The following is a 25,741-nucleotide window of genomic DNA, read 5'->3' as shown; positions in this document are numbered from 1 at the left end:
CCTTAGCCGATAAAGAATGGCCAGACCGGGAACTGCAACTTGAGCAGGACGACGAAAGCCAGGTAACTGCCGATGGCCAGCACCGTCGCAAGAATGAAGGTGTTTTTGACCTTCCAGCCCTCTTCGGCCATGCTGGAAATGAAGGTCAGCGCATAAATCGCCACGATCATGCCCATGGCGGGAATCTTGATGCTCGGCAAACCGGCCAGCAAAATGCCAAATACCAGATTGGCCAGAATGATGAAAATGAGGGGCTTCCAGGCCCACTTGCCGATCTTGTCGCCGCCTACGGTTTCCACCACCAGCGCCTTGAAGGTAATAGCACCTCCCAGAACAGCCATCAAAATACCCAGCATGAGAGGGAAGTAACCCGGACCCATACGGGCACCTTCACCCACGTTGTAGGTGGTTGCCCCCCATGCGAACGCCACACCGACCCCCATGAACATGAGGCCGGAGAAAAAGTCTTTCTGACTCTTGATATTCACGGCTGTCTCCTCAATACATATAAAAGAAAGAATCGGTGGATTGTGCATTCAATCACCCGGCCCCCGCCATGTGGCTTTCACTTACCTTTCGTAATCTTTTGGCTTACCTCTTGCTTACAACGGGCCGGCCGCTGTAAAAGGCTGCAAGGACTCAGTCCAAAGACGGGGTGGAGGCCAAAATTTCCTCGATGGTTGTCAGACCCTCTGCCACTTTCAGCGCGCCGGCCAACCGAAGCGGGCGCATACCTTCGCTGACCGCCTGGCGGCGCAGCGCATCGATATTGGGTTCTTTCGAGACCTTTTCCTTGAAGCCTTCCGTGACGGTCAGCAGCTCATAAAGCCCCATGCGCCCACGGAACCCGGTCATCCGGCAATCCACACAGCCCACCGGCTTGTACGGCCGGTAGCCGCCGCTGATTTGCCAGGGTTTGACCAGGTCGGCGAGCGTTTCGCGTGAGGCGGCCTCGTCAGGCTGGCGGCAATTGCTGCACAAGGTGCGTACCAGCCGCTGGGCCAGCACACCCAACAAGGTGGCGTTGATCAGGTAAGAAGGAACCCCGAGTTCCATCAGGCGGGACACCGCCGACGGGGCGTCATTGGTATGCAGTGTGCTGAAAACCAGGTGGCCAGTCAGCGCGGCTTGCACGGCCATCTCGGCCGTCTGCAGGTCGCGGATTTCGCCCACCATGATGATGTCCGGATCCTGCCGCATCAGCGCGCGCAGCCCTTCGGGAAAGTCGAAATCCAGATGCGGCTGGACTTGTGTCTGGTTAAAGGAGGCCTCGATCATTTCGATCGGGTCCTCAATCGTGCTGACGTTGACTTCTTCAGTCGCAAGCCGCTTGAGCGTGGAATAAAGCGTGGTGGTCTTGCCGGAGCCGGTAGGCCCGGTGACCAGGACAATGCCATAGGGCCGCTTGACCAGTTGCTCCCATCGTTCGGCGTCGTGCTGCGAAAAACCCAGTGCATCCAGGTCCTTGACCGTGGTGTCCGGGTCAAAAATCCGCATCACCATTTTTTCGCCGAAGGCTGTGGGCAAAGTGGACAGGCGCATCTCAACTTCGTCGCCGCGCGGGTTGCGGGTCTTGATGCGGCCATCCTGTGGTCGGCGCTTTTCCACCACATCCATGCGGCCCAGCAGCTTGATGCGGGCGGTCATGGCGTTGTGCACGCCCATGGGCAGTTGATAGACCGGATGCAGCACGCCGTCGATGCGAAAGCGGATCACGCCCTGCTCGCGCCGCGGCTCCAGGTGGATGTCGCTGGCGCGCTGGTCAAAGGCGTACTGCCAGAGCCAATCCACCACCTGCACCACGCCCTGGTCGTTGGCGTCCAGCTGCTTGTTGCTTTTGTTCAGCTCAACCAGTTGTTCAAAGCTCGCCGACGTCGCCCCACCGCCGGCCTTGATCGCCGCCTTGACGGATTTGGCCAGTGCAAAAAATTCGGCGGTGAACTTGGTGATTTCGAGGGGGCTGGCAACCACAAGGCGTACGCTGCGCTTGGCCTGACGTTCGACCTCCTGCACCCAATCAGTCACGAAAGGCTCCGAAGTGGCAATCACCACCTCGCTGGGGGTCACCTGCACCGGCAGTACCTTGTGCCGCTCGGCATACATGGCCGACATGGTGTCCGCCACCTTGCCCACGTCCACCTTGAGCGGGTCAATCCGCAGGTAGGCAAGGCCGGCCCGTCCGGCCAGCCATTGCGTGATCGTTTCCATGTCCAGGGGTTTGCCGTCGGCCAGGCGTGTCATGCCGACACTGGCAAGCCGGGTTAACGGCGGCTGCGCGCTTTGCACCTGGGAGCAGCGTGCAATCGTGCGCTGGGCTTCGGCGGCGCTGATGACGCCGTCTTCGCTGAGCCACTCAACCAGCATGCGCCAGCCCAGCGGCCCGGCAGGAGGCTTTTTCACGTGCAGGTCTTTGGGGTGTTTGGGGTGCGTCACGGCGCTCATGGGTCGCACTGTACCCCATCCACCTGGGTCTTTACCATCCGCGCGGCATCATCATCACGCCGCCGGCGCAAAGAGCCGCAGCCATTTTTTGGCAGGCAGCTTCCAGCACGACTCGATGACACCGGCCTGCTGCAGCAGGTCGGCCCGCTCGGGACGCGTCGGGTCGCGTTGGGCCAGCACCACAGTGTTGCCTTCGCGCGTCGGCCGAAACGCCCAGACCGCCTCGGGCCCGAACGCTTCCGCAATTTTTGTCAGCGACTGCACGTAACTTGAATCACGGCCAAAAAGATTCACCGTCATCACGCCGTCTTCCGCCAGAAGCCCGCGGCAGTCTTCATAAAAATCCGCGCTGTCCAGCACCGGCGCCGCCGCTTCATGGTCATACAGGTCGACATGCAGGAAGTCCACCATTCCCTGGTGCACAGGGTTTTTGATTTCCAGCGCCGCATCGGCTTCAATGACATGCAGCCTCAGGTCGTCCCGCGGTAGCTTGAACCAAAGCCGGCAGGCCGTGATCACCTGCGGATTGATTTCAATCGCCGTGGTTTTCATGCGCAGCTTTTTATAGCAAAACTTGGTCAGCGCGGCAGAACCCAGGCCCAGCTGCATCGCGTGCTTTTTAGACACAGCCGCCGCGTCGGTGAACAGCAGCCCCGCCATCATGCGCTGCACGTACTCCAGTTCGATGTCATACGGTGCATCGCGCAGCATGGAGCCCTGCACCCATTCGGTGCCCAGATGCAAAAAGCGCACCTCACCGTAGTCGGAGAAATTGACTTCGGGTAGTTCGGCCGTCGTTTTCACTGTTTCTTTTTTTGACATCAAACCAGTCCATGCTTTTCAAATACTTCACGCCAGGCAGCGAGTTTGCGCTCAAAACTCCAGGAAGCATTCGCCGGGCTGGTGGAAGGCAGCTTGTAGAACTGGACCCCCACGCTCGGCACTGACGTGTCCTCGCTGCCCCCCGAGGGGGTGCTCGCGCCTTGGGGCTGCCCGGCGGCGCTCAGGGCAGCCTTCACAACCAATGAATGCTTGAAGCTTTCACCACCGTTATGCGCAATGGCTTCCAGCCTGGGACACAGGCCCTTGAGACCCGCCAGGTCGTTCACCACCGCATTGCGGATATTGCTGTCCAGGCTGCCCTCGCGTTCACAGGCAGCGTACACGTCCCACAGGCCAAGCCCTTTTGACAAAAGCCATTCGCTACGAATTTGATAGCTGCTCGCGCCCGTTCCCATTGGACCATCGGGCCAAATGGCTTGCAAAATCTTCCAGAAATGGTTTTGCGGGTGGCCGTAATACTGCTGCGCAGCCAGTGAGGCGGCGCCCGGAAAGCTCCCCAGTACCAGCAGCCGAGTGCCGGGAGAAACCAGCGGCGCCAGACCTGCCAGCACAGGTTTAGCGGTGTCCTCGGTGCCCTTTTTCACGCCAGAAGGGCTCTCAGTTTCGGCAGCGCCCGCAATGCGTTGGCGGTCGTTGCGGCCGCCAGCGACTCCAGCGGAATTCCCCGCAAATCCGCCACCTGCTTCGCAATGCGCGGCAACTCGCCCGGCTCATTGCGGCCCTGGGCCTGGCCCGCTTCGCGCTCCGCCGCGGTTTTGTAGATCCAGTGGGGCGGAATGTCAGGCGAATCCGTTTCCATCACCAGCGCCTCCAGGGGCAGTTCTGCCGCCAGGCGCCTGAGTTGCAAGGCAGGCTCAAACGTGACGGCGCCGCCAAAGCCCAGCTTCAGGCCCAGCTTGATGAATTCCGCCGCCTGTTGCTCGCTGCCGTTGAACGCATGGCCGATGCCGTGCCACCCGCCCTCGGGCGCCAGGTCGCGCAGGTGCTTGAGCAACTTGTCAGCCGATCGCCGCACGTGCAGGATGACCGGCAGGCCGTGCTTGCGCGCCAGCTTGAGTTGCTCGCGGTAGAAGTGCTCCTGGCGTTCACGCATCGGGCTTTGCGTCAGGGCAGGCACAAAATAATCAAGGCCAATTTCACCCACCGCGACCAATCGCGGATCAGACCGCCTCAACGCAAGCTCGTTATCCAGCGCCTGCAGGTCGGCGTCTTGCGCCTGGGGCACACACAGCGGATGAATGCCCAGCGCATAGCTGTCGGAAAAACGGTGTGCCAGCACACGGACTGCCTCGAAATTGAACACGCCCACCGCCGGCAGCACGCAGTGTGCAACGCCTGCAGCGGCTGCCCGCGCACGAACTTCAGCGACATCGACGGACAGTTCACCGGCGTCAAGATGGCAGTGTGTGTCTACCCAGAAAGTCATTCAGTCAATGCGGCAGGGCACCCGGGATATGAAAAGAAAAGGTACAAAAAAAGGAACGGCCTGGCGCAGGCCTTGCTTGCGGAAGATGTTGACACAGAAATGAAATCGGGACACGCTATGCTTTTTTTGAGGAAATGCACGCGCAATTCGTTACCGTTTTTTTTGTCCCCCGATCTCTTTTCGTCAACCTCTGTCAACCACCGTCGACTGATAACCCAAGGAAAAGCCAACATGAAATTATCCCGTCTGATGAGCCACATTCTCGGAGCCGGCCTCGTTGTTTCAAGTATGGCCAGCCCCGCCTGGGCACAAGACCAGAAGTTGCGGCTGATTACCTGGGCCGACTATGTGCCGGCCGATGTCGTGGCGCAGTTCAAAAAGGAGACCGGGATCGACGTTGAGCTCACGCTGTCCAATAACGAAGAAATGATTTCCAAGCTGCGCGCCACCGGCGGCGCCGGCTTTGACCTGGCCCAGCCCTCGCAGGACCGCATCACCGGCCCGCAGCAGGAGTTCGGCATTTACAAGCCCATGGACCTCAGCAAGATCAAATCCGATCTGTTCATCCCGTCCATGCTGGAAGCCACCAAGAAAAACACCACGCTGGACGGCAAGGTTTATGGCCTGCCGCACATCTGGGGCACCGACGGCCTCGTCGTCAATACCAAGCTGGCCAAGATGACCGACTACCCCGACCTGTGCAAGGCAGATGTCAAGGGCAAAACCGCCGTGCGCCTGAAGCGCCCCACGCTGCTGGCCTTCGCCTTTGCTTCCGGCAAAGACCCGTTTGCGCTCTACAAGGACCCGAAAGCCTACGGCGCGCTGATGGACGAAGTCGGCAAGACCATGATTGCCTGTAAGAGCAACATCAAGTTCTACTGGGACAACAAGGACCAGTTGCTCAACGGCATGCGCGCCGGTGAAGTGGTGGGCGCCATGATGTGGGACACCGGCGGCTGGAAGCTCAATGCCGAAAAACCTGAAATCCAGTTCATCGCACCGAAGTCGGGCGCACTCGGCTGGATCGACACCTTCGCCATCCCGGCCAAAGGCCGCAACGATGCCGCCGCCTACGCCTGGATCAACTTCAACATGCGCCCCGAGATCGCCGCAAAAGTGGCAGGCTCTGCCGGCAACTTCACCGCCTCCAAGGGAGCCGACCAGCTGGCCGACCCCAAGCTGAAAGCCCAGTTCGCCACCAGCTTCCCTGAAGCCGCGTTGAAAAACGTGAAGTGGTATCCCGCAGTGCCTGCCGGCATCGAGGACATCGAAGGCCGCGTATTAGACCGCGTGAAAGCAGCCCAATAACCGGCAACCGGCCTATCACCGGTGCACGCAGACCTTCAAGCCGAACACGTCGGTAAAACCTACGCCGGCCAGCCCGCGGTCAAGGACTTGTCCTTTACCGTGGAGCGCGGCAGCTTCTTTTCCATCCTCGGCCCGTCGGGCTGCGGAAAGACGACGCTGCTGCGCATGATCGCCGGCTTTCTGTCGCCCGATGCGGGCCAGATCCACATCGGCGGCAAACCCATGAACGGCGTGCCACCCAACCAGCGGCCCGTCAACATGGTGTTCCAGCACCTGGCGCTGTTCCCCATGATGTCGGTCGGCGAAAACGTCGGCTACGGCCTGGCGCGGCGCGGCTTGTCGCGCGCCGACATTGCCAGCAAGGTCGGCGCCATGCTTGAACGCGTGAGCCTGCCCGGCATGCAGGACAAGCGCGTCGATCAACTGTCAGGCGGGCAGCGGCAGCGCGTGGCGATTGCGCGCAGCCTGGTGCTCGAACCCACACTGCTGCTGCTCGACGAACCGCTGGGCGCGCTGGATTTAAAGCTGCGCGAGCACATGAAAGTCGAGCTCAAGCAGCTGCAGGCGGCCTTCGGCACCACCTTTGTTTACATCACGCACGACCAGTCCGAGGCATTGGTGCTGTCCGACCATGTCGCAGTCATGAATGCCGGCAGTTTTGAGCAGGTGGGTACACCGCAAGAGCTGTACTACCAGCCGCAAACGCCTTTCGTCGCGGGCTTTGTGGGCGCCAACAACAAGCTGCAGGGCAGTGCCGCCGCCGGCACGGAAGCCGGCAACGTGGTGGCGCTGACGACCGGCCAGGGCCTTGCCATGCGGGCCCGCGCTGTCGGCAAAATCCTGACCGACCAGTCCGTGCAGGCGTTTGTACGGCCCGAGGCGATCAGTCTGGCCCGCGACGCCGCGGAGCTGCCCGCTGACCACACAGCCTACGCGGGCCAGGTTGAGAGCCTGCTCTTCGACGGCGCCAATTCGGCCGTATTGCTGCGCGAAACCACCAGCCGTACGGAATTTCGTATCGCGCTACCGCAGACCGGGCGCTTTGCCGACTTGCGTGTCGGTGAAACGGTGGCCTTCAGCTTCGACCCCGCGCAAGCCACCTGTTTTGGGACAACCGGCGCCTAGCGCCTGCAGATCATGCAAGCCGCAGCCGCCATGCCCGCAGCAAATGCCGGACCCACATCGGCGCAGGCCAAACTTATCCTGCTGTTGTTGCTGGCGCCGGCGCTGATCTGGCTGGTGGGCCTGATCGTTCTGCCGCACATCGACCTGGCCATCCTGTCGCTGCGCGAACGCATCGCACCGCGGCAATACGCGCCCAGCATCGCGCAGTACCGCACCTTTATCGACGAACCGCTGTATTGGCACACCTTTGTGCGCACCGCCGTCATGTCCATCCTGGCCACGCTGATCACCTTGCTGCTGGCGTTTCCCATCGCCTGGACGATTGCCAAACTGGTGCGCGGCCGCGCCAAGTCGCTGCTGCTGGTGATGTGCCTGATCCCCTTCTGGGTCAGCGAAACCGTGCGCACCCTGGGCTGGATGATTCTGCTGCGCGAATCGGGCGTGCTGCCCGCCGTGCTGGTGCAGCTGGGCCTCACTGATGCACCTGTAGAGCTGCTCTACCGCGACGCCACCATCCTGGTCGGCCTGGTCTATACCTCCATGCTCTTCATGGTGGTGCCGCTGATCAGTGCGCTTGAAAGTCTGGATGACACGCTGATAGAAGCCGCCTACGACCTGGGCGGCAACGGCCCTTCCATCCTGCGACAAATCGTCATTCCGCATGCCGCGCCCGGCATCCTCGCCGGTTGCATCGTGGTCTTCATGCTGACCTTGGGCAACTACCTCACACCCACGCTGTTGGGAGGCAAGAACTCGCTCTGGTTTACCGAGCAGATCTACACCCAGTTCATCACGCGCTTTAATTGGGAGCAAGGCGCGGCGTTTGGATTTTTGCTGCTGGGTTTGTCGACAGCGATCGTCTGGCTCGGCCTTAAATTAACGGGCCAGAAATTCGGCGAAGTCATGAGAAAAACATGACGCCCCCCCGTTGGACCTCACTGCGTGTAGCTCCCTCCCCCCTAGCAGGGGGCGACCGCTGCGGCCCGGCAAAGCCGGTTCCGCGCCGTCACTGGCGAAGACTTGGGGAGAGTGTTAGATGATCGCCTCCCTGCCCCGGCCCGCCTGGCTGCGCACAGGCACGGTGGTGTATGGGCTGGCGTTTTTCGCCTTCCTGTTCCTGCCGCTGGTCGTGGTCGCGGTGTTTGCCTTCAACGACGCTCCCTACCCGGCACCGCCCTGGCGCGGCTTCACGCTCGACTGGTTTGTTGGCAGCAAGACGGGGCGTATGGGGCTTTTTGCTGATCGCCCCATGCTCGCCAGCCTCTGGACCAGCGTGGTGGTGGCCGGCTGGGTCACGCTGCTGGCGGTGCTGGTGGGCACGACCAACGCCTTTTTGATTGAACGCAGCCGCTTTCCGGGCAAACAGGTGCTGTCGATGCTGATGCTGGCGCCGCTGGTCATTCCCGGCGTTATCCTGGGTATTTCTATCCTGGCGTTTGCCAGCCGCCTGGCCCAGTTTGCCGACGACTGGTGGGGGCTGGAGCTGGATTTCCTGCGGCCGGGGCTTCCGCTGGTGGTGCTCGGCCAGTTTTCCTACATCGTGTCCATCGCCACGCTCATCATTTCGGCCCGCCTGAAACGTTTTGACATCACCCTGGAAGAAGCCGCCTACAACCTGGGCGCCTCCCGCGCCGCGGTCTTCGCCACCATCACCCTGCCTTACCTGAAACCCGCGCTCATCGGCGCTGCAGCGATCTCGTTTTTGATGTCCTTCGAGAACTTCAACACCACGCTGATGCTGGTCGGCTCGGACGCACCGCTGACCGTCATGATGTACGGACGCATGCGCGAGGGCGCCACGCCGGTGCTCAATGCCGTCAGCCTGTTCCTGATGTTGGCCTCGGCGGCCCTGGCGCTGACCCTGCTGCGCAAGCCCGCCGACAGCCCCGGCGCCTGAAGCAGTCCAAGCCGCCCCAAAATCGGGCTCGAATCGAGCCCAGACTGCGCAGTAACAAGCACTTTACAAAGCCCCCTACGCCTATACCCAAATCACGTGCACGGATGCACAAATCGTGATACGGTGCAACTGTAAATACGGGGCCTGAAGCAGGTTTTCACGCCCGGTGGTATCAGCCCGGTTTTGACATTGACCTCACAGGTGAACGGATGCGCAGGCCAGCCCTTTACAGCAGTTCAAACCGTCCGGCGCAGGGCGCGGGTGATGCCCAGGCGCAGCCGCCCGAGCAGGCTTCCGGCCCAGACGGCGCCATTCCAGCCCCCGCACCTTCCCGTTTTCCCCGGGCCTCCCGCCTGGCCAAACGGCTTGCCCAAAACCAGCTTTACCTGCTCTGGTCGGTCGTCGGCCTGCTGGCCCTGCTGCTGGCCATCAGCTTTGCCTCCCCGCTGCGGCCTGCGGCCCGCAAGCTGACGCAGGAAGACATCAACGCGGCCGTCCTCAAAACGCTGGAGACCACAGTCCTGCCCTCCCCCGGAACCCGCGCTTACGACACCATCATCCCCTCTGTCGTGCGCATCGTGGGGCTGGGTAAAGACAAGGACGGCAAGGAAGACGGCGAGCGCAGCGTGGGCACCGGCGTGGTCATCGTCGACAAGGGCATCATCCTGACCAACCTGCACGTGGTGCAGGGCGCCACCACCATCAAGGTCACGTTCGCGGACGGCCTCGAATCCACCGCCAGCATCACCGGCGTACAGCCCGAGAACGACCTGGCCGTGCTGCAGGCCCACAAGATTCCCGACGACATGATTGCCGCCACCATGCGCTCCACCGCCGACCTGGCGCCGGGCGACCGTGTCATGGCTGTGGGTTATCCCTTCGGCATCGGGCCCTCGGCCTCAGAGGGCATCATCTCGGGGCTCAAGCGCAACTTCCGCTCGCCCGAAGGCAAGCAGATGATGAGCAACCTGATCCAGTTCGACGCCGCCGCCAATCCCGGCAACTCGGGCGGCCCGCTGGTCACCATGGACGGCGAAGTGGTCGGCATCGTGACCGCCATCTTCAACCCCAACCAGCAGCGCACGTTTGTCGGCATCGGTTTTGCGGTGCCGATTGAAAACGCAGCCTCGGCCGCCGGCATGCCCCCCTTCTGAAGACTTTAAGGACATCGACGCATGGAACAGCACACGCCCGAACATTCCGCCGCCGGCCATGACGCCACCGCGCAGCTGATGGAGCAGATCCTCTATGAAGTCAAACGTGTGGTGGTGGGGCAAGACCGCTTCCTCGAGCGCGTCATGGTCGCCATCCTGGCGCAGGGGCATTTGCTGGTGGAAGGCGTTCCCGGCCTGGCCAAGACGCTGACCATCAAGACGCTGGCCAACACCGTGCAGGGCAATTTCAAGCGCATCCAGTTCACCCCCGACCTGGTGCCGGCTGACCTGGTGGGCACGCGCATCTACAACCAGAAAACCGGCGAGTTCACCACCTCGCTCGGGCCGGTGTTTACCAACCTGCTGCTGGCCGACGAAATCAACCGCGCGCCCGCCAAGGTGCAAAGCGCGCTGCTGGAAGTGATGCAGGAACGCCAGGTCACGATTGCCGGCATCACCCACAAAGTGCCCGAGCCCTTCCTCGTCATGGCCACGCAAAACCCGATTGAAACCGAAGGCACTTATCCGCTGCCCGAAGCGCAGGTCGACCGCTTCATGATGAAGGTACTGGTGGACTACCCGACCGACGAAGAAGAATTCGTCATCGTCCAACGCGTGACCGGCCCAGCCGTTGCCGTCAGCGCCGTGGCCACCACCGAACAGCTGGCCGCGCTGCAGGCCGAATGCCGCCGCATTTACGTTGACCCGTCCCTTGTGCAGTACGCCGTGCGGCTGGTGTCGGCCACACGCAACCCGACCAGGCACGGCCTGAAAGACTTGCAGCGCTTCATCACCTTCGGCGCCAGCCCGCGCGCCACCATCAACCTGACCGAAGGCGCCCGCGCGCTGGCCATGCTGCGCGGACGCAGCTACGCCCTGCCCGAAGACATGACAGACCTCGTACCCGACGTGCTGCGCCACAGGCTGGTGCTGTCCTACGAAGCGCTGTCTGAAGGTCTGTCGGCCGACGGCCTAGTCGCGAAGATCATGGCCAAAATCCCGCCCCCAGCAAAACCCTTAGAGCATGAAAAACTCGCAGCCTAAAAATATGAGCCCCCACGGTCGCTCACTGCGTGTAGCTCCCTGCCCCCCGAGGGGGCCGCTGCGCCTGCGGCCCGGCAAAGCCGGTTCCGCGGCCCCGGCTTGCATGAAACCTCGTCAAGCCTGTCACTGACATGAAAACCTTGCCGCCCGAACCCAAGGCGAAACCCGCTTCAGCAGCGAGCGCAGAACAACTGCTGCGCCGGCTGGAGTGGACCGTGCTGCGCCGGCTTGACGGCCTGCTGCAGGGTGACTACCGCACCTTGCTGCGCGGCACCGGCATGGACCTGGCCGACCTGCGCGAGTACCAACACCACGACGACGTGCGCCACATCGACTGGAACGTCACCGCCCGGCTGGAGCAACCCCATGTGCGCGTGTTTACCGAAGACCGCGAAATGAGCGCCTGGTTCCTGCTGGACCTGAGCCCCTCGATGGACTTTGGCTCCAGCGAGCTGCGAAAGCGCAATGTCTCCGCTGAATTTGTCGCCGTGCTGGCCCGCATGCTGACGCGCCACGGCAACCGCGTGGGCGCCATGCTCTATGGCTCCGGCGTTGATGCCGTGATTCCCGCGCGCGGCGGCCGCCACCACGTGCTGCATTTGCTGCACACCTTGCAGGCCCGTCCCGAAACCACACTTCTCGGCCCCACACGCCTGCACGAGCTGCTCGAGTCCGCGGCCAGCTTCATACGCCGGCGCTCCACCGTGTTTGTGGTGTCCGACTTCATCAGCGAGCCCGGCTGGGAAAAGCCGCTGGGCCAACTCGCCCGCCGGCATGAAGTGGTGGCCGTGCGCCTGCTCGACCCGCTGGAGCTGGACCTGCCCGACCTGGGCCTGATCCCCATCCGCGATGTCGAAACCGGCGAGCAACTGCTGGTCGACACCCACGACGCGGGTTTCCGCAAACGCTTTGCACGCATCGCGGCCCAGCGCGAAGCCGAGCTGCGCCAGTCGCTGGCGCGTGCCGGCGTGGACGCGCTGGAGCTTTCCACCGACGACAACCTGGTTGACGCCATCCTGCGGTTTACCGAGCTCCGCAAACGGCGCAGCCGTACATCAGGCGCCAACGCAGCAGGCGGCAAGCTGCCGGCTCACCTGAAACACGCCGCCTGAAGAAGCCGCCAAGGAACATCCATGAACTTCAGCTGGTTGACCTCATTCATGTCAAAACTTCCCCTGCCGACTTTCCTCTGGCCGGAGTTTTTATGGCTGCTGCTGGCCATTCCCCTGCTGGTGGCCGTGTATGTGTGGCTGCTGCGCCGCAAGAAAAAAATCGCGCTGCGCTACGCCAGCCTTTCCATCGTGCGCGAAGCCATGGGCCGCGGCCAGAGCTTTCGCCGGCATGTTCCGCCCCTGCTGTTTTTGCTGTCCATCGCCGCCATGCTGGTGGCGGCATCGCGCCCCTTTGCCGTGATCAGCCTGCCTTCACAACGTGAAACCATCATCCTCGCCATGGACGTCTCAGGCAGCATGCGCGCCACCGACGTCCAGCCCAACCGCCTGGTGGCCGCACAAAACGCCGCCAAGGCTTTTCTGGCCGATTTGCCGCGCAATGTACGCGTCGGCATCGTCGCCTTTGCCGGCACCGCCGCCGTCGTGCAGCAGCCCACCCTCAGCCGCGAAGACCTGACGGCAGCGATTGACAAATTCCAGTTGCAGCGCGGCACCGCCATCGGCAATGGCATCGTCGTGTCGCTGGCCGAGCTGTTCCCCGACGCAGGCATCGACATCGCCTCCATGCAGTACGGAAGGGAAAAGCCCCGCGGCACATCGCTTGACCAGGCCCTGAACCCCGACAAGAACGCCAAAAAAGAATTCACCCCAGTCGCCCCCGGCTCCTACACCTCGGCCGCCATCATCCTGCTGACCGACGGCCAGCGCACCACCGGCGTAGATTCCATCGACGCCGCCAAGCTCGCAGCAGACCGTGGCGTTCGCATCTACACCGTCGGTGTGGGTACGGTGGATGGGGAAACGATTGGTTTTGAAGGCTGGTCCATGCGCGTCAAGCTCGACGAGGAAACCCTCAAAGGCATTGCCCGGGCAACACAGGCCGAGTACTTCTACGCAGGTACGGCGGCCGACCTGAAGAAGGTGTATGAAACCCTCAGTTCACGCCTGGCGATTGAGAAAAAGGAAACCGAGGTATCGGGGTTGCTGGCGCTTCTTGCCGCCGTGCTGGCGCTGGTGTCGGCGAGTTTATCGCTGCTGTGGTTTAACCGGATTCTTTGAGAGAAAGCCCCCCCGCGGCAGCAGCGATTACGACGCAAAAGTGATCGGATCAGGTCGATCCAGCCTTGATAACAAAGGCCCGCAGCCCGGCCATCTTGCCATCCCGAAATCGCCAGACATCACAGTAGGCGTGGCGGACCGCCTTCCCCTCTTCGTCCTTCAAGGTGATTTCACCGAGCGCCGCGACAAAGTCATGCTCCGCAACCATGTGATGGACTTCAAACCTGGGCGGTTCTTTGTACGCGGTCATCATCCACTGGCGAACGGCCTCTTTCCCTTTGATCGTCCTGTCGCCCACAAAAATCCATTCCGAATCTTCCGTGCAGAACTTCAGGAATCCTTCAACGTCGCCTTCGGCGATAGCCGCGTTGGCCTTCTTCAGAATCTCGCTGTTCCTCTCTGACATCAAAAAATCCCTTCTTTGAGACTGCCGCAGTGCTACCCGTTCAACGCTTCTGGCATTCCTTCGCGAACGAGGTCAGCGCCTGCGTGAAGGCGTCAGGAACCTCCAGCGGCGCGAATTCGCCGCTGCCGCGCAGCACTTTGCCTTTGATACGCATGGCGCCGGCGGTCTTCAAGGCGGGTAGGTAGTCGTCCGGTGAACGCCCGTCGGCGTCGCCGCGGAGGTAGAGCATCGGTGTTTCGATGTTCTTGTGCCTGCTGTTGTGTTGGGCATCGGCCTGCAGGGTGCGGTACCAGTCGAAGCCGGTCTTGAGCGCCTCAGGGCGCTCATAGGCGCGCGCAAACGCGGCGCGATGCACTTCGGTCACGGCCTCCTTGTTGCCTGCCAGGAAGTCCGTGAAAAAATCGAAGTAGGCACGCTGGTGGCCTGAAACCAGGAGCTCCGGCAGCTTCGGCAACGCATGAAATGCGAAGTGCCAGATACGAGGATCCGACAGCACCTTCTCCCAGGGATCTATGCCGGGGATGACGGTATTCATGACCACAGCCCCCGCGATGCGGTGCCCATGGTCGCGTGCGGCTGCATAGGCAATCATGCCCCCCACATCCAGGCCAGCCACGACCATTGAGCGCGCGCCGGCGCGTTCTGCTGCGCTGACGATGATCTCGGCCAGGATGGTTTTTTCGGCAGAAGGCGGTGCGCCGCGCGAATCTCCTATCGCCGGCAAGTCAAAGGCCAGAACAAAATGGCCAGCAGCAAGCGCATCGACCACCGGTGCATAGACTTCCTTGCAATGAGGCCAGCCGTGCAGCAGCACAATCGCGGGCCTGGCGGAATCACCCGCCGCCAGCAAGCCCAGGCTCAGGCCTTCATGCTCTACGGTGTCGACGCGCATACGGCAATGTACGAATGCACGCGCATGGAGCGCCAACAAGGACACTCACGCGCGTGCGAGTCGTTCTGTGAACGAGGACCGGTTTACCTCTTCGGTTTGCTGACCTCGTGCCCGATCACACCGCCGACTGCGGCGCCGCCTACGGTCCCCAAGGCGCTGCCACCCGTAAGAGCCGCGCCGGCCACACCGCCTACACCGGCGCCGATGGCGGTGTTTTTCTCCTGAGTCGTCATGCCACTACAGCCCGCCAGACCGGCAAGCACTACCGCACAAAGCGCAGTTTGTTTGATTCCAATCATTTCAGTCTCCTTGAGAACGTTAATGAAAGTGAAGAGCAAATGCCGCTTGATCACGCCGCCAGACCCTCTTCACGTGAATGAATCGCACACGGTTACCGGCTGCACGCCGGGGTGGCTTTTCATTGCTGGTGTCTTCATGCTAGGAGGCTGCGGGTTCTGCGGTGTAGGACGAACTCCCGATATCGGTACGTACTACGCCCGGTACCTCCGGAGGAAATTTCGCATGCAAATCCCGCCCGGACCACTTCTCAAACCTGAACAGGAGCGCACACGCAGCGGGACGCAAACGCGCGTCATCCCATCAAGCGTCTCAGCCCCGTCGTGCCGCCTCTATCGCGGCGACGTCAATCTTTTTCATGGTCATCATCGCGTCGAACACGCGCTTGGCCACTTTGGGGTCGGGGTCGGCTATCCCATCAGTGAGCGCGCGCGGGGTGATCTGCCATGACAGGCCCCACTTGTCCTTGCACCAGCCGCATTCGCTTTCCTGCCCCCCATTGCTGACGATCGCGTTCCACAAGCGGTCGGTTTCAGCCTGGTCATCGGTGGCAATCTGAAAAGAGAATGACTCGTTATGCTTGAAGAGCGGGCCACCGTTCAGCCCGATGCAGGGAATGCCGGCGACGGTGAACTCGACCGTGAGCACGTCCCCCTGCTTGCCGTCGGGGTAGTCACCCGGCGCATAAAAAAGTTTGCCCACAGTGCTGTCGGGAAAGGTTTTGGCATAGAAGTTTGCGGCCTCAACGGCGCCACCGTCGTACCACAGGCAGATCGTGTTCTTGCTGGTCTTTTTGCTGGCCATGTCGTGTCTCCTGAAAGGTTGGGTATTCGGCACCCGGCGCCCGCCACGGTGCAAAGAACCCCCATGGTATCCATCCTGCATACCTGATTTGTCGGATGGGACTGATGCCCATGTAGGGATACTCCGATGCCCCAATGACAGCTGTGTGTTTGCCTATGCTCGTTCATATTGAGGAGGTGGTTGACAGACTAGCCGCCTAGAATCAGTTTGCAGGCTCAGGCCCTTCCTTTCTTCTCAAACTGAAACACAAAGAATTCTTCATGCGTTACGCCGTCATCCTGTCAACATTGCTTCTGTGCTCCGCCTGCAGCGAAACATCGTCGCCACCCGCCGCCGTCATCTCGCCCACAGTGCCCGCCACCACACCCGCCGCTACTACTGTCAATGCCACTGCACTCGTATTACCCGACGCCAAAGAGGCTACGCAAGCATTCCTTCTGATGATGGAGATGCAAGAGTACAAAACCGCCGAACTCAAGCTCGGCACCTGCATCCCGGCTGTTGATGCCAAGTACCCAGGCCAGATTGCTTGCACGGTGGCATTGAAGATCGGAGCTGGAAGTTCTGAAACCCAGGCAGACTTTTACCGTCGCGGTAATAAATGGGTGGCCCAGCCGAGCAGCTCGCAGGATAAGTTGCCGTTTCCGGATCCCAAGCTTTGATAGTTGTGCGAGCTTAGCGCGCCTCCAGTTGCCGCTCATGCCAAATGTCAGGTATCCCAAATCACAACCGAGGTAATTCATGAGTACGAGAAACACAATCGTTGCCCTTCTTCTTGGCGCTGTTGCTGCCGGTGCAGCCTTCGCACAAGTTGCTGTTACCCCGGCGCTGGATCATTCCACCCTTCTGCAAAGCGCAGATCCAAAACTTTCGAAAAACAAGCGCCTGGTCTATGACTTCTGGCGCGAAGTCTTCGAAGCCGGCCAGCTAGAGCTCGCAGAGAAATATCTGGCTGAAAATTACATCCAGCACAATCCGAATGTTCCCACTGGCCGCGCAGCGTTTGTCGAATTCTTCGGGAAGTTCAAGAAACCGAAGCCGATAGAAGTCAAGGTCGCAGCTCCACTCGTAGCCATTACGGCTGAAGGAAACCTGGTCATCCTTAGTTTTGTGCGCGAGCAGACGGATCCCAAAGATCCGTCAAAGAAGTACACGACGACGTGGTTTGACATGTTCCGCATTGAGGCCGGAAAGATTGCTGAGCATTGGGATCCGGCTGTAAAGCCGTAGGCCTTGTCGCAGCAACCTAACCGACCCATCAAACGGATGCCAGGCCAGCTACGCCGTCTTGGTCGCTGTTCGGATGTGAGCATCCAACCCAAACATCGGATCTCAGCTCAATGAATTCGAGACTCATCGCGGCATTGCTCGGAGTTTTTCTCCTCTGCGTTGCCTTGCTAAGCTTCGCCAGGCCAACTCTCTGCGCAACCGGTTGCGGCAATCTGCTGGAGCCGCTATTTCAAGCAGCCTACTATTTTCTTGGCCCTTGGGGTATACGCGGACTCCTGCTTGCACTGGCCGGTTTGATGTTCTGGGTCGCGATTCGAGGCAGAGAGTAGCGGTCGTGTATTACGGGCCGCCACCGCAGGCACAAACTGCCTATTGCACGTGGCATTCCCGCCGCAGCAACGCCAGCGCGTCGTGGAGCGCATGAACGGCATCGCTTTGTAGCGTGGCCTGCGCCTCTTCCACAAAGTCATCCCACAAGCTGGCGTATGCGTCCTGGTGCTGCACCGGCGCGTGGTCCACGATGTACTGGTGGGCCTGCGCGGGATCGAAACCGGATTTTTGAATCTTGCGCAGCAGGGTTGCGGCGCTTTTCCCGGTCAGCAGGGTCTTGGGCGCAGAGCCGGCGGCCACGCACAGGAACAGGGTCAACAGCGAACCATCGTCTGCATTGCTGCCGGTCACCTTGCTCCACACGGCGGATGCCTGGCGGTCGTGGTGGTCGACCTCGTTCAGGCCGTCTTCCACCCAGAAATACCGGCCCATGAAGGCCGGGCTGCGGTCAAACAGCTGACGCGTCGGCAAGGCCGGATCGAGTATTTTTGGCGCGTCGGCCATCACGGACTGCCGCACCGCCTCGACCACATCCCGCAGGTGGGCAGGCAGCTTTTTCGGGATGGCGAGCGGCAGCGCAGCCGGAGCAGCTCCGTGTTTTTTGCGCAAGGCGGCGATCATTTTCTCGAATGCGACCCAGTCGGGCATCTCGGTGCGGCCCGCCGCCAGCACCAGCAAGGCGGTGCGAATCACCGCTTCGGCATCCTTGCCCGCTTCTTCCAGTTCGGCGGCGTCCACGCCCAACTCCCCGGCAAGCCAGACAGCCGCATCCACCACCTGCGCCACGTGGCTACGCCTGGCAAGTTCGGCCTGGTAGTCGGCCAGGTTGCGCAGCGACCATTTGGCCAGCAGCGGAATGTGCTCGTCGGTGAAGCCGCCGCGTTCATTCATGCCGAAGTGGCTGTTTTGCGGCATGGCGATCAAGGCCTTGAGCATGTCCGAGCCGCCCTTGGAGCGGGACAGCAGTGAGAAATCGCGCAGCGATTCGGCTGCCTGATGCAGGTCGCCCTGACAGGAGTTTTCGAGGTACAGGCTGATCAGGTTCACCATACGATCGCGGGCCTTTTCAAGGTCCGGGCGCAAAAACTCATTGCCGAAATAACGCGCGATCTGCACCATGCCCTTGGGGCCCTCGATGCGCATGGTTTCGATCTTTTCGGCACCGATGATGTCGTGCTCCACGCCGTACTGCAGCGCCTTCTCAAAAAAGGGGCGCGAATCGTAGAGCGAGATGGCGGAAGGCGACGACATGGTACGGGGCTTGTCTGGATAGTCTGGGGTGATCTGGCTGGTTTGGGTAAGGAGATGACTGCGAAGGCTCAGATCGCCGATTCCTCGTCGGACTCGCGCGCCGTCGGTGTGGCCTTGCCGCGATCGGTGTCGCCGGTCTCGACCTTGCCGTCGTCCTGCACATCGTCCTCGTTCTCGTCTTCCTCATCGCCTTCGGAAGTTATCGCCTTGTGCGCACTGCCCTTGGCGCGCAGCACCATCAGCATTTCAATGAACAGGTCCGGCAGTTCGTAACGCAGCAGCCAGGCGAGCTGCATCCAGTCCTGGTCGGCGATCTCATCCAGCTGGATGCGCGGCCTTTCGTAGGCCGAGGCCAGCAGGGCGGACTGGGACAACATCTTGCCGTACTCGTCGGCCAGCTCAAAGCCGCCGCTGCGCGCAAAGCCCTCGACACGGCTCCACTGGTCTGAAAAATAATCGGCGAGGGCGTCGCTGCCACCGTCCAGGTCGCCGATCGCGGTGAGGAATTCCAACGGGTCGGCATCCTCCCGGAAGATCACCGCATTGACCATGCCGCGCAGGTGTGTGCGGGTCAAGTCCTTGTAGAGCTTTTCAATCACCACGGCGCGGGCAAACTGCGCGGGCGTGACCAGCAGGCTGACCACCGACTCCCGGGAGTTGTCGTACTCGCGAATGACAGCCAGGACGTCCTTGGGCGGCAACTGTTCCAGCACCACCATCAGCGCTGCATCACCTTCGGCGTCCGCCAGCCCGACCAGCGCAGCCTCGGCGCCGACGATGTCGCCGGCTGCAATCAGGCTTTGGGTTTTTTCGATCAGGGCGAGATGATTCGTCATCAGTGTTTTACCTTCCAGTTCATGCTTGCTTGCATCAGTCTTTGGCGTCAAAGCCCTGCTGGACCAGCCAGTCGGAACCTGCCTCGTGGCGTGCCCGGGCATCGGCGCTTTGCTCACGATCGTCATCGCCCTCAAACATCACCAGGGCGCCGTCACCGTTCTCATCACTGTCTTCGTCGTCGTCGCCGTCACCATCTGCTTCGGCGTTCACCATCGACGCGGCCACCGGCAGACCCGCCATGTATTCCAGCCCCGCCGTCAGCGTCAGGAATTTCTCCCCGCCGGGCGCCTGCAAGACGATGTGTGCCAGGTCCTGAGCCCAGGGCGCCAGCACAAAGCCATCCGCCAGGCTACCCCAGGCCGGAAAGCAATCGGCATCAACATCGTGGCTGAGCAGGTGTTCCATCACGGTTTTTCCCGTGAAATCAAAACCCTGGTGAAACACCACCGCCACCATCTCTGGGCTGGTGTCCATCATCTGCACCAGAAAGGCCATCTCCTGGCGTTTGCCGGCCAGACGCTGGTGCAACACGTCGCGCCCCTCGGAGTCGAATCGCAGGTCATCCATCTCGGACCGGTAGGCCGAACGCAGGTCGAGGAAATAAGGGGAGACGCTCATGCCGCCGGGTTTTTCATGGGGTGTTCTTCTTTCGGTCAGCAAGGGTCACAGTAGCGGGTTGAGATAGTCGGCCCAGATGGCACGCGCCGTGTCTATCGGGCTGTCGAGCAGGTTGCGGCGGCGGTTGTCGTCATAGACCTGGCGCTTGTCCGCATCCGACAGCACCTCATAGGCCTGCTGCATCGCCCTGAAACGCTCAGGCGCCTCGGGGCTGGCATTTTTGTCGGGATGCCAGAAGGATGCTTTCTGGCGAAAGGCTTTTTTGACATCGGCCAGCGTTGCTGCGCTGTCCAGCCCGAGGGCGGTGTAGTGATCAATCATGCGAAAGTGGCTGTGTCCTGGACCGCAGGCAGGGAGCTGCACGGCATGTTGAAAGGCTCACGTACTGAGGAGATTCGCCTGCGCGCGTGGCGGAGGGATCACGGATTATGCCCGTCTGGTGCGGTGCAGGCTGGCGGCCGGTAAATGACCTTGTCTCGTACTTGCCGCCCGCAGTTCGCCACAGGTACAGCTGCGCTCGTCAATATTGAGGAGGCGGTAACCACACTGCCCGCCTAGAATCGGTTTGCGATGTTTGGTATTCTTTTTATCGACCTGAACGAAACTCACAATGGGCAATAAGTCTTTTAATAACAAGCACTTGGCTGGTTTTTTGACGGCCAGGTTATACCGCAGGCGCGATGTTATACCGCAGATCTTGCGGTATACATTACGTTAGACCTCACTAGACCCGCATCACAGAGAGACACGCATCCATGGCAGCCGACCTGTACGAAGCAATCGAACGAGTGATAGACGAACAGACCTTGCTGGAGTTCATCGCGCTTCTCGCCGCTGACTGGGACGAGGAGCGAGAGATTGAACAGGAGCGGCCTTCGGCTCCGTACGGGGCTGGTGCGCTCGGATGGGAGAACGGCAGTATCGGAGCATTCCTGGATGCCGGTTATCGTTGGGGCATCGCTTCAATCGACGGGCTGAAGTTCTACAAGAAGCCGGAGAACCCGTGGCAGCGGATTGCCCAAGTACTTCACGCGGGAAAATTCTATGAGTAGCCGCGGCTGGACGGTGAGGTCTAACAGGTCGTTCGACACGGACACGCAGCGGCATTGCGCCGCGAGCCGTGCGCTGGAGCATACGTCTCGCGGCGCAATGCCGCTGCGTGCCGGTCAACTCCGACGTTAAACCGCACAGTCCATGGCAGAAGCAACGTCAATGCTTATCAACTGCGGCCCACACGGGGAGCGCGTAGCGACCGTCGTTTGTCAGCACCTGTTGGATGCCGCGAAGCTGTCACCTGCTGGGTTCGTTGAGAACTCGTCCGATCCTGCGGATCTCCAAGCCTGGTGTCATGCGTGTGAAGAGAAATTCCTGGCTGAAGGCGAGATGACCGAGGTCTTCAAGGAATTCAATGGAATGACAATTGTCTGCATCGAGTGTTATGCGGGAATCAAATCTCGGCACACCATTCCGGCAGAGCAATAGAAATGGGTGAAGCGGTGCGGTTTAACATGCCAATCGACACGGACCAACAACAGCAGAAGGCGGCTTCGCCGCGCGTTGTTGTCGTCCGGTCATCTTCACGTTAGACCGCTAGGAAACATCGTGGCCTGCCTAGGTGTCCTCGCGGGTTTTTTTGTCGTGGGATGGGCTCTTATTGGCGCGATCTACTGGCTCGTACGTGACGACGGCGATCTGTGCGAAGACCTTCAGTGGGCTAGCATTTGGTCTGCGATGACAAGCAACTACTACCGTGCCCTAGGATTTCTCCACTTCGGGCACCTAAGATATGGACACGCGGCGGTGAGCGTCCTGTGCCTAGTGCTAGTTGTCTGGGAAGCTGTGTTCCTTTGGTGGATTCTTAGGCATACCCCTTGTGAAACCTAGCTACCATCTGGCAATGTTTGGAGTTGAAGCAGCGCCCGCGCGGTCTAACAGGTCGTTCGACACGGACGCCCAGGTGCTTCCGTGCGCTTCCCGGTCGCCGGTCAATTCCAACGTTAAACGGCCACATTTCCTGATGCGAATCACCATTGACAGCTTGGACCCTAACGACGAAAAGCGAATCGGCTTTACGCCTATGCCGAGTTACGCCGTTTCTTTCAGCGGTTCGTTGATCTCCGGCACCGCGCGTTTTGTTCCAGCGTCAGAAGCCCCGATGCTTTGTGTCGGCGAAGTTTTTGACGTTGAAGTCAGCCAAGAGAGGATTTCCGAGTTTGAAGTCCTTCAGAATAGAGCCACCTTGGAACCGTTGGCCATGAGGCCTGAGGCAAACGGGTTCATAGTTCATGGGGTTGTGTCGTCCGTTCAACCAGTTAACGAACCTTCGGGTCAGCAGTGCATCGTTGTTGTTGCCGGTGAAGCGCAATTCTTTCTCAGTAGGACAGAGATTGGCGATATCGACCTTTCGGTCGGAAACGCTGTGCGGTTCATCGCGCATGATGTGTCCCTCTGGGACGAAGCCATATGACGACGCTGGCGACTAACCCGTTTAACAGGTCGGCCCACGCGGACACACAGCCGCAGGTTGCCGCTGCGCGGCAGTTGCTGCGCGCCGGTCACCTCCAACGTTAGACCGCCACAGTTTGCAATGCAAAACACTATAAAGATCGCTATTGCCTCGGCTATCTTGTTGCTTCTCGGTTCCGGGTTCTTGTTCCTGGGGGGTGGCGCACTCATGCGGGGGTTTTTTTACATTAGCAAGTACCGAATTACGATCATTCACCAGGACCAATCGCCGTTATTCTTCTACGCTTACGTAGCTCACATGCTGTTTTTTGGTGGGCTTCTCCTGGCTGCCGGATTTGCTGTCTGGTTCAGCCGCGGCGAAACTAGAAGAGAGGCTATTTCTTTTGTGGACTCAGCTATCTTGAGTCACCCGAGTCCGCGCTGGTCGCTGATGGCTTTAATGATTGCCGTAGCCGCTGTTTTGATCGGCATAGCACTATTTGTTTTATGAGTTTCTACTTCGATCCGTTTCTCGGCTGCCTGTCTAACATCGCAGCCAAGTGGACGCGTAGCGGCTCCGCTTACGTCCAGCGTTAGCCGAAAAATGAAGCAGTTGACCATATTTCTTGTGGGCGTTCTCATATCTGGTTGCAGTTACTCATTCAGCGCAGATGAGAAAGAGGCTAGAAAGCAGTTGCTGGAGCTTGCACCGCTTGGCTCTGACGCAAGGGATGCACTTCCGAAGCTTCAGGCCATGGGTTTTAAGTGCTTTTGGTCAAAGCAGGCCAGTTTTGCGGGAATCGAAGGTAAGAACGACTATCTGTACTGTGATAACCGCCAGATGGTCGGCCCACTCATACATAGACGTTGGCAGCTTGCTCTGGTTCATAGTGCCTACGTTGTCTCCGACGCGAGGTTCGGGATTGCACTTACAGGGCCATGAGTCAGCGCCTAACATTGCATCCAACCCGGACGCACAAGTGCGCCGGTTAATTTAAACGTTAGGCCTCCCAGAATGCGTCATTGGCTTTTCTTGTTCGTTCTTGCGTGGGCAGGGTTGGCCGGCGCTGCTGGCGAGCCTCAGCCAGTGGTACAGCACGGCCTCGCGAAGATCGGCCAAGAAATAGCCACCGAGCATTGCGGCGCGAAAGCGAAGGTGAGTCGGCAAGCGGTGAAAAATCGCTTTGACGAACCAGTTCTTGATCAACGCGAAACTATCCGATGCAAGAACTTGGTTGTGGTCGTTTACCGGGCTTCGATCCAGAGTCCGCCTCTTGAAATTCTCGAGTGGCTTACTGTCCGTGGGGCGCACACCAAGTTGCCAAAGCCCATTACTCCTGGGGCCACTCGCTCTGAGGTATTGGCCTTTGCAGGAAAACCAATGCAATCCGATCGAACTTCTCTCGTCTATCTCCTCAACGATGAAGGTCCCGATCAGCACACTGCAACGTTCAAGTTTTCCGGGTCGAAACTGGTGTCGATTACCTGGTGGTGGAGCGAGCAGTGAGGCCTAACCTTTCAATCGAAAGGACGCCAGCCGGCGCGCCGGCTGTCTCCTCTCATTTCCGACGTTGGGCATCGTGATGCAAGCACTCCTGGTCTTGGCTGCCCTTTTGTTTGCCATTGGAACTGCGATCTACTTTGGCATCCGTTATGTGTCGGGCAAGTGTGGTGTTGCCAAGGCATCGGAGTTTCTCCTTTGGGCTTCGTGCGCGACGTCACTCTGTTTCATACCATGGGCAGACCTGATAGATGCCGTTGCGCTAGTTGTTTATGTCTGTGCCGCTGCAAGCATCAGATTGCTTGTGTTGAAAAGACCATTGCGTGAGCCAGAAATGGTTTTTCATATGGCAATGCTTTATCTATCGCTATCTCGCCTCGACAAGGTTACCGGCTACGGGCATCCGAACGGATACTTAGTGCTGGCCCAATACCTTTTTTTAATCACGATCGTATCCAGTTGCATTTACCAAATCTTCAAATCGGATAAGGCCTTCGCTATAGGAGGATTGCTTCTTCTCGTATTCCCGGTTTCTCATTTTCCACTTGAGCTCACACGAAACCTTGTCGCCAGAACGATGGCTCCAGATGTGGCAAACCTTTACGTTACGAAGTTATATGCGGGTGAGATATATGGTCTTCGATTCGATAAAAGCTATTGGGTTGACCGCTATTCTTCGAGCGAAGGAAAATTTCAGAAAAAGGACTCCGCGCTATTGAATGATGGCGGCGGAACAATGGACGCACAAATACCTATCATTGCATCCTGGGAGTTAGATATCGTCAAAATGCTTTTTGATGAACAGCGTGCTGGAAAATAAGCACCCATTACTTCACCGATGCCCGACCCATCATTTCACCGGACCGGCGCAAAAAGCCGCGCAGGCCAGTGAATTCAAACGTTACCTCACGTTGAGACCGATATAGAACACGCCCCTCGACAAGCACGTCACTTATCGACGCAGCAAATCAGTCCCACTCCGACAACCGCCCCGACACCAACCTGAACCGCCGCCCGCAACGCGAGGCCAGCGTTTCATCGTGCGTGACCAGCACAAATGCAGTGCCGAAGTCGCGGGCGAGTTGCAGCATCAGTTCAAACACACCGTCGGCGGTTGAACGATCCAGGTTACCGGTCGGCTCGTCGGCCAGCACGCAAGCAGGCTGCGTGACCAGCGCACGCGCAATCGCCACACGCTGGCGCTCACCGCCTGAGAGCTCTGCGGGGCGGTGATGAATGCGGTCTTTGAGGCCCACGGCCGCTAGCATCGCTGTCGCGACGCGTGCGCATTCCGCGGGAGATTCGCGTCGAATCCACAGCGGCATCGCAACGTTATCGAGCGCGCTGAATTCGGGCAGCAAGTGGTGGAACTGGTAGACAAAACCCAGATGCTTGTTGCGCAGGTCGCCTTGCTGCTGGGGCGAGAGGGCCGAGAGCGTCTGGCCCTTCAATTCGACCTGGCCGCTGGTGGGAGCGTCGAGGCCGCCCATCAGGTGCAGCAGTGTGCTTTTGCCGGAGCCTGAGGCGCCGACGATGGCGAGCGTTTCACCCGCATGCACTTGCAGATCAACGCCGTGCAGCACCGTTAAATCGATCAGGCCTTCGTGGAAGCGTTTGGTAAGGCCGCTGGCTTTCAGCACGATCTCCTCATTCAAGCCGG

The 25,741-nt window shown here is 60.0% G+C and carries 30 protein-coding genes; 15 read left to right on the top strand and 15 right to left on the bottom strand.

Annotated features, from left to right (window positions below; all coding sequences use genetic code 11):
• Positions 1-2 precede the first annotated feature (2 nt).
• The 5 genes from AC1DY9_RS07210 to AC1DY9_RS07190 all read right to left on the bottom strand — a co-directional run bounded on the left by AC1DY9_RS07210 (position 3) and on the right by AC1DY9_RS07190 (position 4,711).
• Entirely contained in the window at positions 3-488 is a 486-nt protein-coding gene (locus AC1DY9_RS07210) for a tripartite tricarboxylate transporter TctB family protein (protein WP_457279526.1), read from the bottom strand.
• A 151-nt stretch (positions 489-639) separates the two neighbouring features.
• Positions 640-2,442 carry a type IV pilus assembly ATPase TfpB gene (gene tfpB, locus AC1DY9_RS07205; RefSeq protein WP_457279527.1) on the bottom strand — a complete coding sequence of 601 codons (1,803 nt, stop codon included), beginning with the start codon at positions 2,440-2,442 and terminating at the stop codon, positions 640-642.
• A gap of 54 nt (positions 2,443-2,496) precedes the next feature.
• Positions 2,497-3,264 (bottom strand): class I SAM-dependent methyltransferase, encoded by a 768-nt coding sequence (locus AC1DY9_RS07200; protein WP_457279528.1) that lies wholly within the window; start codon positions 3,262-3,264, stop codon positions 2,497-2,499.
• On the bottom strand, positions 3,264-3,869 hold the full coding sequence (locus AC1DY9_RS07195) for a DNA-deoxyinosine glycosylase (RefSeq protein WP_457279529.1): 606 nt from the start codon (positions 3,867-3,869) through the stop codon (positions 3,264-3,266). Before AC1DY9_RS07195 ends, AC1DY9_RS07200 begins: the two co-directional genes overlap by 1 nt.
• Complete coding sequence (locus tag AC1DY9_RS07190; RefSeq protein WP_477666160.1) at positions 3,866-4,711, bottom strand: TatD family hydrolase; 846 nt, start codon at positions 4,709-4,711, stop codon at positions 3,866-3,868. The genes AC1DY9_RS07195 and AC1DY9_RS07190 overlap by 4 nt, the downstream gene beginning before the upstream one ends.
• A 231-nt stretch (positions 4,712-4,942) precedes the next feature.
• Here AC1DY9_RS07190 and AC1DY9_RS07185 point away from each other — a divergent pair, with 231 nt between their 5' ends.
• From AC1DY9_RS07185 to AC1DY9_RS07150, 8 genes are all read left to right on the top strand, one after another.
• Positions 4,943-6,019 (top strand): extracellular solute-binding protein, encoded by a 1,077-nt coding sequence (locus AC1DY9_RS07185; protein ID WP_477666159.1) that lies wholly within the window; start codon positions 4,943-4,945, stop codon positions 6,017-6,019.
• Positions 6,020-6,040: 21 nt separating this feature from the next.
• Positions 6,041-7,144 (top strand): ABC transporter ATP-binding protein, encoded by a 1,104-nt coding sequence (locus tag AC1DY9_RS07180; RefSeq protein WP_457279532.1) that lies wholly within the window; start codon positions 6,041-6,043, stop codon positions 7,142-7,144.
• 12 nt (positions 7,145-7,156) lie between these two features.
• A complete protein-coding gene (locus AC1DY9_RS07175; protein ID WP_477666158.1) occupies positions 7,157-8,062 on the top strand; it encodes an ABC transporter permease in 906 nt (301 codons plus the stop codon).
• A gap of 118 nt (positions 8,063-8,180) precedes the next feature.
• On the top strand, positions 8,181-9,041 hold the full coding sequence (locus AC1DY9_RS07170; protein ID WP_477666157.1) for an ABC transporter permease: 861 nt from the start codon (positions 8,181-8,183) through the stop codon (positions 9,039-9,041).
• A 209-nt stretch (positions 9,042-9,250) separates the two neighbouring features.
• On the top strand, positions 9,251-10,195 hold the full coding sequence (locus AC1DY9_RS07165; RefSeq protein ID WP_477666156.1) for a S1C family serine protease: 945 nt from the start codon (positions 9,251-9,253) through the stop codon (positions 10,193-10,195).
• A 21-nt stretch (positions 10,196-10,216) separates the two neighbouring features.
• A complete protein-coding gene (locus AC1DY9_RS07160) occupies positions 10,217-11,239 on the top strand; it encodes an AAA family ATPase (protein WP_457279536.1) in 1,023 nt (340 codons plus the stop codon).
• 131 nt (positions 11,240-11,370) lie between these two features.
• Positions 11,371-12,351 (top strand): DUF58 domain-containing protein, encoded by a 981-nt coding sequence (locus AC1DY9_RS07155; protein ID WP_477666155.1) that lies wholly within the window; start codon positions 11,371-11,373, stop codon positions 12,349-12,351.
• A 21-nt stretch (positions 12,352-12,372) separates the two neighbouring features.
• The gene (locus AC1DY9_RS07150; protein ID WP_477666154.1) at positions 12,373-13,470 is read left to right on the top strand and encodes a VWA domain-containing protein; all 1,098 of its coding nucleotides are present in this window, start codon (positions 12,373-12,375) and stop codon (positions 13,468-13,470) included.
• A 49-nt stretch (positions 13,471-13,519) separates the two neighbouring features.
• Here the strand turns inward: AC1DY9_RS07150 and AC1DY9_RS07145 are convergent, their stop codons facing one another.
• From AC1DY9_RS07145 to AC1DY9_RS07130, 4 genes are all read right to left on the bottom strand, one after another.
• Positions 13,520-13,876: a nuclear transport factor 2 family protein gene (locus tag AC1DY9_RS07145; RefSeq protein WP_477666153.1), complete on the bottom strand. Its 357-nt coding sequence runs from the start codon at positions 13,874-13,876 to the stop codon at positions 13,520-13,522.
• Between the two features lie 40 nt (positions 13,877-13,916).
• Complete coding sequence (locus AC1DY9_RS07140; RefSeq protein WP_477666152.1) at positions 13,917-14,768, bottom strand: alpha/beta fold hydrolase; 852 nt, start codon at positions 14,766-14,768, stop codon at positions 13,917-13,919.
• An 83-nt stretch (positions 14,769-14,851) separates the two neighbouring features.
• The gene (locus tag AC1DY9_RS07135) at positions 14,852-15,067 is read right to left on the bottom strand and encodes a glycine zipper 2TM domain-containing protein (RefSeq protein WP_477666151.1); all 216 of its coding nucleotides are present in this window, start codon (positions 15,065-15,067) and stop codon (positions 14,852-14,854) included.
• 310 nt (positions 15,068-15,377) lie between these two features.
• Positions 15,378-15,869 (bottom strand): VOC family protein, encoded by a 492-nt coding sequence (locus AC1DY9_RS07130; RefSeq protein ID WP_477666150.1) that lies wholly within the window; start codon positions 15,867-15,869, stop codon positions 15,378-15,380.
• A 260-nt stretch (positions 15,870-16,129) separates the two neighbouring features.
• Here AC1DY9_RS07130 and AC1DY9_RS07125 point away from each other — a divergent pair, with 260 nt between their 5' ends.
• Together AC1DY9_RS07125 and AC1DY9_RS07120 are read left to right on the top strand one after the other, a co-directional pair.
• Complete coding sequence (locus AC1DY9_RS07125) at positions 16,130-16,531, top strand: hypothetical protein (RefSeq protein ID WP_477666149.1); 402 nt, start codon at positions 16,130-16,132, stop codon at positions 16,529-16,531.
• Between the two features lie 79 nt (positions 16,532-16,610).
• Complete coding sequence (locus AC1DY9_RS07120; RefSeq protein ID WP_477666148.1) at positions 16,611-17,099, top strand: nuclear transport factor 2 family protein; 489 nt, start codon at positions 16,611-16,613, stop codon at positions 17,097-17,099.
• A gap of 369 nt (positions 17,100-17,468) precedes the next feature.
• Here AC1DY9_RS07120 and AC1DY9_RS07115 read toward each other — a convergent pair whose 3' ends face one another.
• From AC1DY9_RS07115 to AC1DY9_RS07100, 4 genes are all read right to left on the bottom strand, one after another.
• The gene (locus AC1DY9_RS07115; protein ID WP_477666147.1) at positions 17,469-18,680 is read right to left on the bottom strand and encodes a hypothetical protein; all 1,212 of its coding nucleotides are present in this window, start codon (positions 18,678-18,680) and stop codon (positions 17,469-17,471) included.
• Positions 18,681-18,748: 68 nt separating this feature from the next.
• A complete protein-coding gene (locus AC1DY9_RS07110) occupies positions 18,749-19,516 on the bottom strand; it encodes a hypothetical protein (protein ID WP_477666146.1) in 768 nt (255 codons plus the stop codon).
• 34 nt (positions 19,517-19,550) lie between these two features.
• A complete protein-coding gene (locus AC1DY9_RS07105; RefSeq protein WP_477666145.1) occupies positions 19,551-20,135 on the bottom strand; it encodes a hypothetical protein in 585 nt (194 codons plus the stop codon).
• A 45-nt stretch (positions 20,136-20,180) separates the two neighbouring features.
• Positions 20,181-20,456 carry a DnaJ domain-containing protein gene (locus tag AC1DY9_RS07100; protein ID WP_477666144.1) on the bottom strand — a complete coding sequence of 92 codons (276 nt, stop codon included), beginning with the start codon at positions 20,454-20,456 and terminating at the stop codon, positions 20,181-20,183.
• Positions 20,457-20,890: 434 nt separating this feature from the next.
• Here AC1DY9_RS07100 and AC1DY9_RS07095 point away from each other — a divergent pair, with 434 nt between their 5' ends.
• Both AC1DY9_RS07095 and AC1DY9_RS07090 read left to right on the top strand, forming a co-directional pair.
• Positions 20,891-21,187 carry a DUF7660 family protein gene (locus AC1DY9_RS07095; protein ID WP_477666143.1) on the top strand — a complete coding sequence of 99 codons (297 nt, stop codon included), beginning with the start codon at positions 20,891-20,893 and terminating at the stop codon, positions 21,185-21,187.
• A gap of 142 nt (positions 21,188-21,329) precedes the next feature.
• Positions 21,330-21,617: a hypothetical protein gene (locus AC1DY9_RS07090; protein WP_477666142.1), complete on the top strand. Its 288-nt coding sequence runs from the start codon at positions 21,330-21,332 to the stop codon at positions 21,615-21,617.
• Positions 21,618-22,278: 661 nt separating this feature from the next.
• Here AC1DY9_RS07090 and AC1DY9_RS07085 read toward each other — a convergent pair.
• Positions 22,279-22,572, bottom strand: coding sequence for a hypothetical protein (locus AC1DY9_RS07085; RefSeq protein WP_477666141.1), 294 nt, complete (start codon positions 22,570-22,572; stop codon positions 22,279-22,281).
• Positions 22,573-22,722: 150 nt separating this feature from the next.
• Here AC1DY9_RS07085 and AC1DY9_RS07080 point away from each other — a divergent pair, with 150 nt between their 5' ends.
• The 3 genes from AC1DY9_RS07080 (at position 22,723) to AC1DY9_RS07070 (ending at position 24,901) form a co-directional block, all read left to right on the top strand.
• Positions 22,723-23,091 (top strand): hypothetical protein, encoded by a 369-nt coding sequence (locus AC1DY9_RS07080; protein WP_477666140.1) that lies wholly within the window; start codon positions 22,723-22,725, stop codon positions 23,089-23,091.
• A 504-nt stretch (positions 23,092-23,595) separates the two neighbouring features.
• Positions 23,596-24,087: a hypothetical protein gene (locus AC1DY9_RS07075; RefSeq protein WP_477666139.1), complete on the top strand. Its 492-nt coding sequence runs from the start codon at positions 23,596-23,598 to the stop codon at positions 24,085-24,087.
• A gap of 76 nt (positions 24,088-24,163) precedes the next feature.
• The gene (locus AC1DY9_RS07070) at positions 24,164-24,901 is read left to right on the top strand and encodes a hypothetical protein (RefSeq protein WP_477666138.1); all 738 of its coding nucleotides are present in this window, start codon (positions 24,164-24,166) and stop codon (positions 24,899-24,901) included.
• A 148-nt stretch (positions 24,902-25,049) separates the two neighbouring features.
• On the opposite strand, the gene lolD is transcribed toward AC1DY9_RS07070, so the two are convergent.
• Entirely contained in the window at positions 25,050-25,724 is a 675-nt protein-coding gene (gene lolD, locus AC1DY9_RS07065) for a lipoprotein-releasing ABC transporter ATP-binding protein LolD (RefSeq protein ID WP_477666387.1), read from the bottom strand.
• Between the last annotated feature and the right edge of the window lie 17 nt (positions 25,725-25,741).

The sequence above is a fragment of the Polaromonas sp. P1_F6 genome, assembly GCF_056405695.1.
The sequence above is the reverse complement of the archived record's forward strand: the minus strand, read 5'-3'. Positions and strand labels throughout refer to the sequence as shown.

Excerpts from the sequence above, each read along its gene's own strand:
- tfpB (WP_457279527.1), bottom strand. The coding sequence starts at position 2,442 with ATGAGCGCCGTGACGCACCCCAAACACCCCAAAGACCTGCACGTGAAA.
- AC1DY9_RS07200 (WP_457279528.1), bottom strand. The coding sequence starts at position 3,264 with ATGTCAAAAAAAGAAACAGTGAAAACGACGGCCGAACTACCCGAAGTC.
- AC1DY9_RS07190 (WP_477666160.1), bottom strand. The coding sequence starts at position 4,711 with ATGACTTTCTGGGTAGACACACACTGCCATCTTGACGCCGGTGAACTG.
- AC1DY9_RS07185 (WP_477666159.1), top strand. The coding sequence starts at position 4,943 with ATGAAATTATCCCGTCTGATGAGCCACATTCTCGGAGCCGGCCTCGTT.
- AC1DY9_RS07175 (WP_477666158.1), top strand. The coding sequence starts at position 7,157 with ATGCAAGCCGCAGCCGCCATGCCCGCAGCAAATGCCGGACCCACATCG.
- AC1DY9_RS07170 (WP_477666157.1), top strand. The coding sequence starts at position 8,181 with ATGATCGCCTCCCTGCCCCGGCCCGCCTGGCTGCGCACAGGCACGGTG.
- AC1DY9_RS07165 (WP_477666156.1), top strand. The coding sequence starts at position 9,251 with ATGCGCAGGCCAGCCCTTTACAGCAGTTCAAACCGTCCGGCGCAGGGC.
- AC1DY9_RS07160 (WP_457279536.1), top strand. The coding sequence starts at position 10,217 with ATGGAACAGCACACGCCCGAACATTCCGCCGCCGGCCATGACGCCACC.
- AC1DY9_RS07155 (WP_477666155.1), top strand. The coding sequence starts at position 11,371 with ATGAAAACCTTGCCGCCCGAACCCAAGGCGAAACCCGCTTCAGCAGCG.
- AC1DY9_RS07150 (WP_477666154.1), top strand. The coding sequence starts at position 12,373 with ATGAACTTCAGCTGGTTGACCTCATTCATGTCAAAACTTCCCCTGCCG.
- AC1DY9_RS07145 (WP_477666153.1), bottom strand. The coding sequence starts at position 13,876 with ATGTCAGAGAGGAACAGCGAGATTCTGAAGAAGGCCAACGCGGCTATC.
- AC1DY9_RS07140 (WP_477666152.1), bottom strand. The coding sequence starts at position 14,768 with ATGCGCGTCGACACCGTAGAGCATGAAGGCCTGAGCCTGGGCTTGCTG.
- AC1DY9_RS07135 (WP_477666151.1), bottom strand. The coding sequence starts at position 15,067 with ATGATTGGAATCAAACAAACTGCGCTTTGTGCGGTAGTGCTTGCCGGT.
- AC1DY9_RS07130 (WP_477666150.1), bottom strand. The coding sequence starts at position 15,869 with ATGGCCAGCAAAAAGACCAGCAAGAACACGATCTGCCTGTGGTACGAC.
- AC1DY9_RS07125 (WP_477666149.1), top strand. The coding sequence starts at position 16,130 with ATGCGTTACGCCGTCATCCTGTCAACATTGCTTCTGTGCTCCGCCTGC.
- AC1DY9_RS07120 (WP_477666148.1), top strand. The coding sequence starts at position 16,611 with ATGAGTACGAGAAACACAATCGTTGCCCTTCTTCTTGGCGCTGTTGCT.
- AC1DY9_RS07115 (WP_477666147.1), bottom strand. The coding sequence starts at position 18,680 with ATGTCGTCGCCTTCCGCCATCTCGCTCTACGATTCGCGCCCCTTTTTT.
- AC1DY9_RS07110 (WP_477666146.1), bottom strand. The coding sequence starts at position 19,516 with ATGACGAATCATCTCGCCCTGATCGAAAAAACCCAAAGCCTGATTGCA.
- AC1DY9_RS07105 (WP_477666145.1), bottom strand. The coding sequence starts at position 20,135 with ATGAGCGTCTCCCCTTATTTCCTCGACCTGCGTTCGGCCTACCGGTCC.
- AC1DY9_RS07100 (WP_477666144.1), bottom strand. The coding sequence starts at position 20,456 with ATGATTGATCACTACACCGCCCTCGGGCTGGACAGCGCAGCAACGCTG.
- AC1DY9_RS07095 (WP_477666143.1), top strand. The coding sequence starts at position 20,891 with ATGGCAGCCGACCTGTACGAAGCAATCGAACGAGTGATAGACGAACAG.
- AC1DY9_RS07090 (WP_477666142.1), top strand. The coding sequence starts at position 21,330 with ATGGCAGAAGCAACGTCAATGCTTATCAACTGCGGCCCACACGGGGAG.
- AC1DY9_RS07085 (WP_477666141.1), bottom strand. The coding sequence starts at position 22,572 with ATGCGCGATGAACCGCACAGCGTTTCCGACCGAAAGGTCGATATCGCC.
- AC1DY9_RS07080 (WP_477666140.1), top strand. The coding sequence starts at position 22,723 with ATGCAAAACACTATAAAGATCGCTATTGCCTCGGCTATCTTGTTGCTT.
- AC1DY9_RS07075 (WP_477666139.1), top strand. The coding sequence starts at position 23,596 with ATGCGTCATTGGCTTTTCTTGTTCGTTCTTGCGTGGGCAGGGTTGGCC.
- AC1DY9_RS07070 (WP_477666138.1), top strand. The coding sequence starts at position 24,164 with ATGCAAGCACTCCTGGTCTTGGCTGCCCTTTTGTTTGCCATTGGAACT.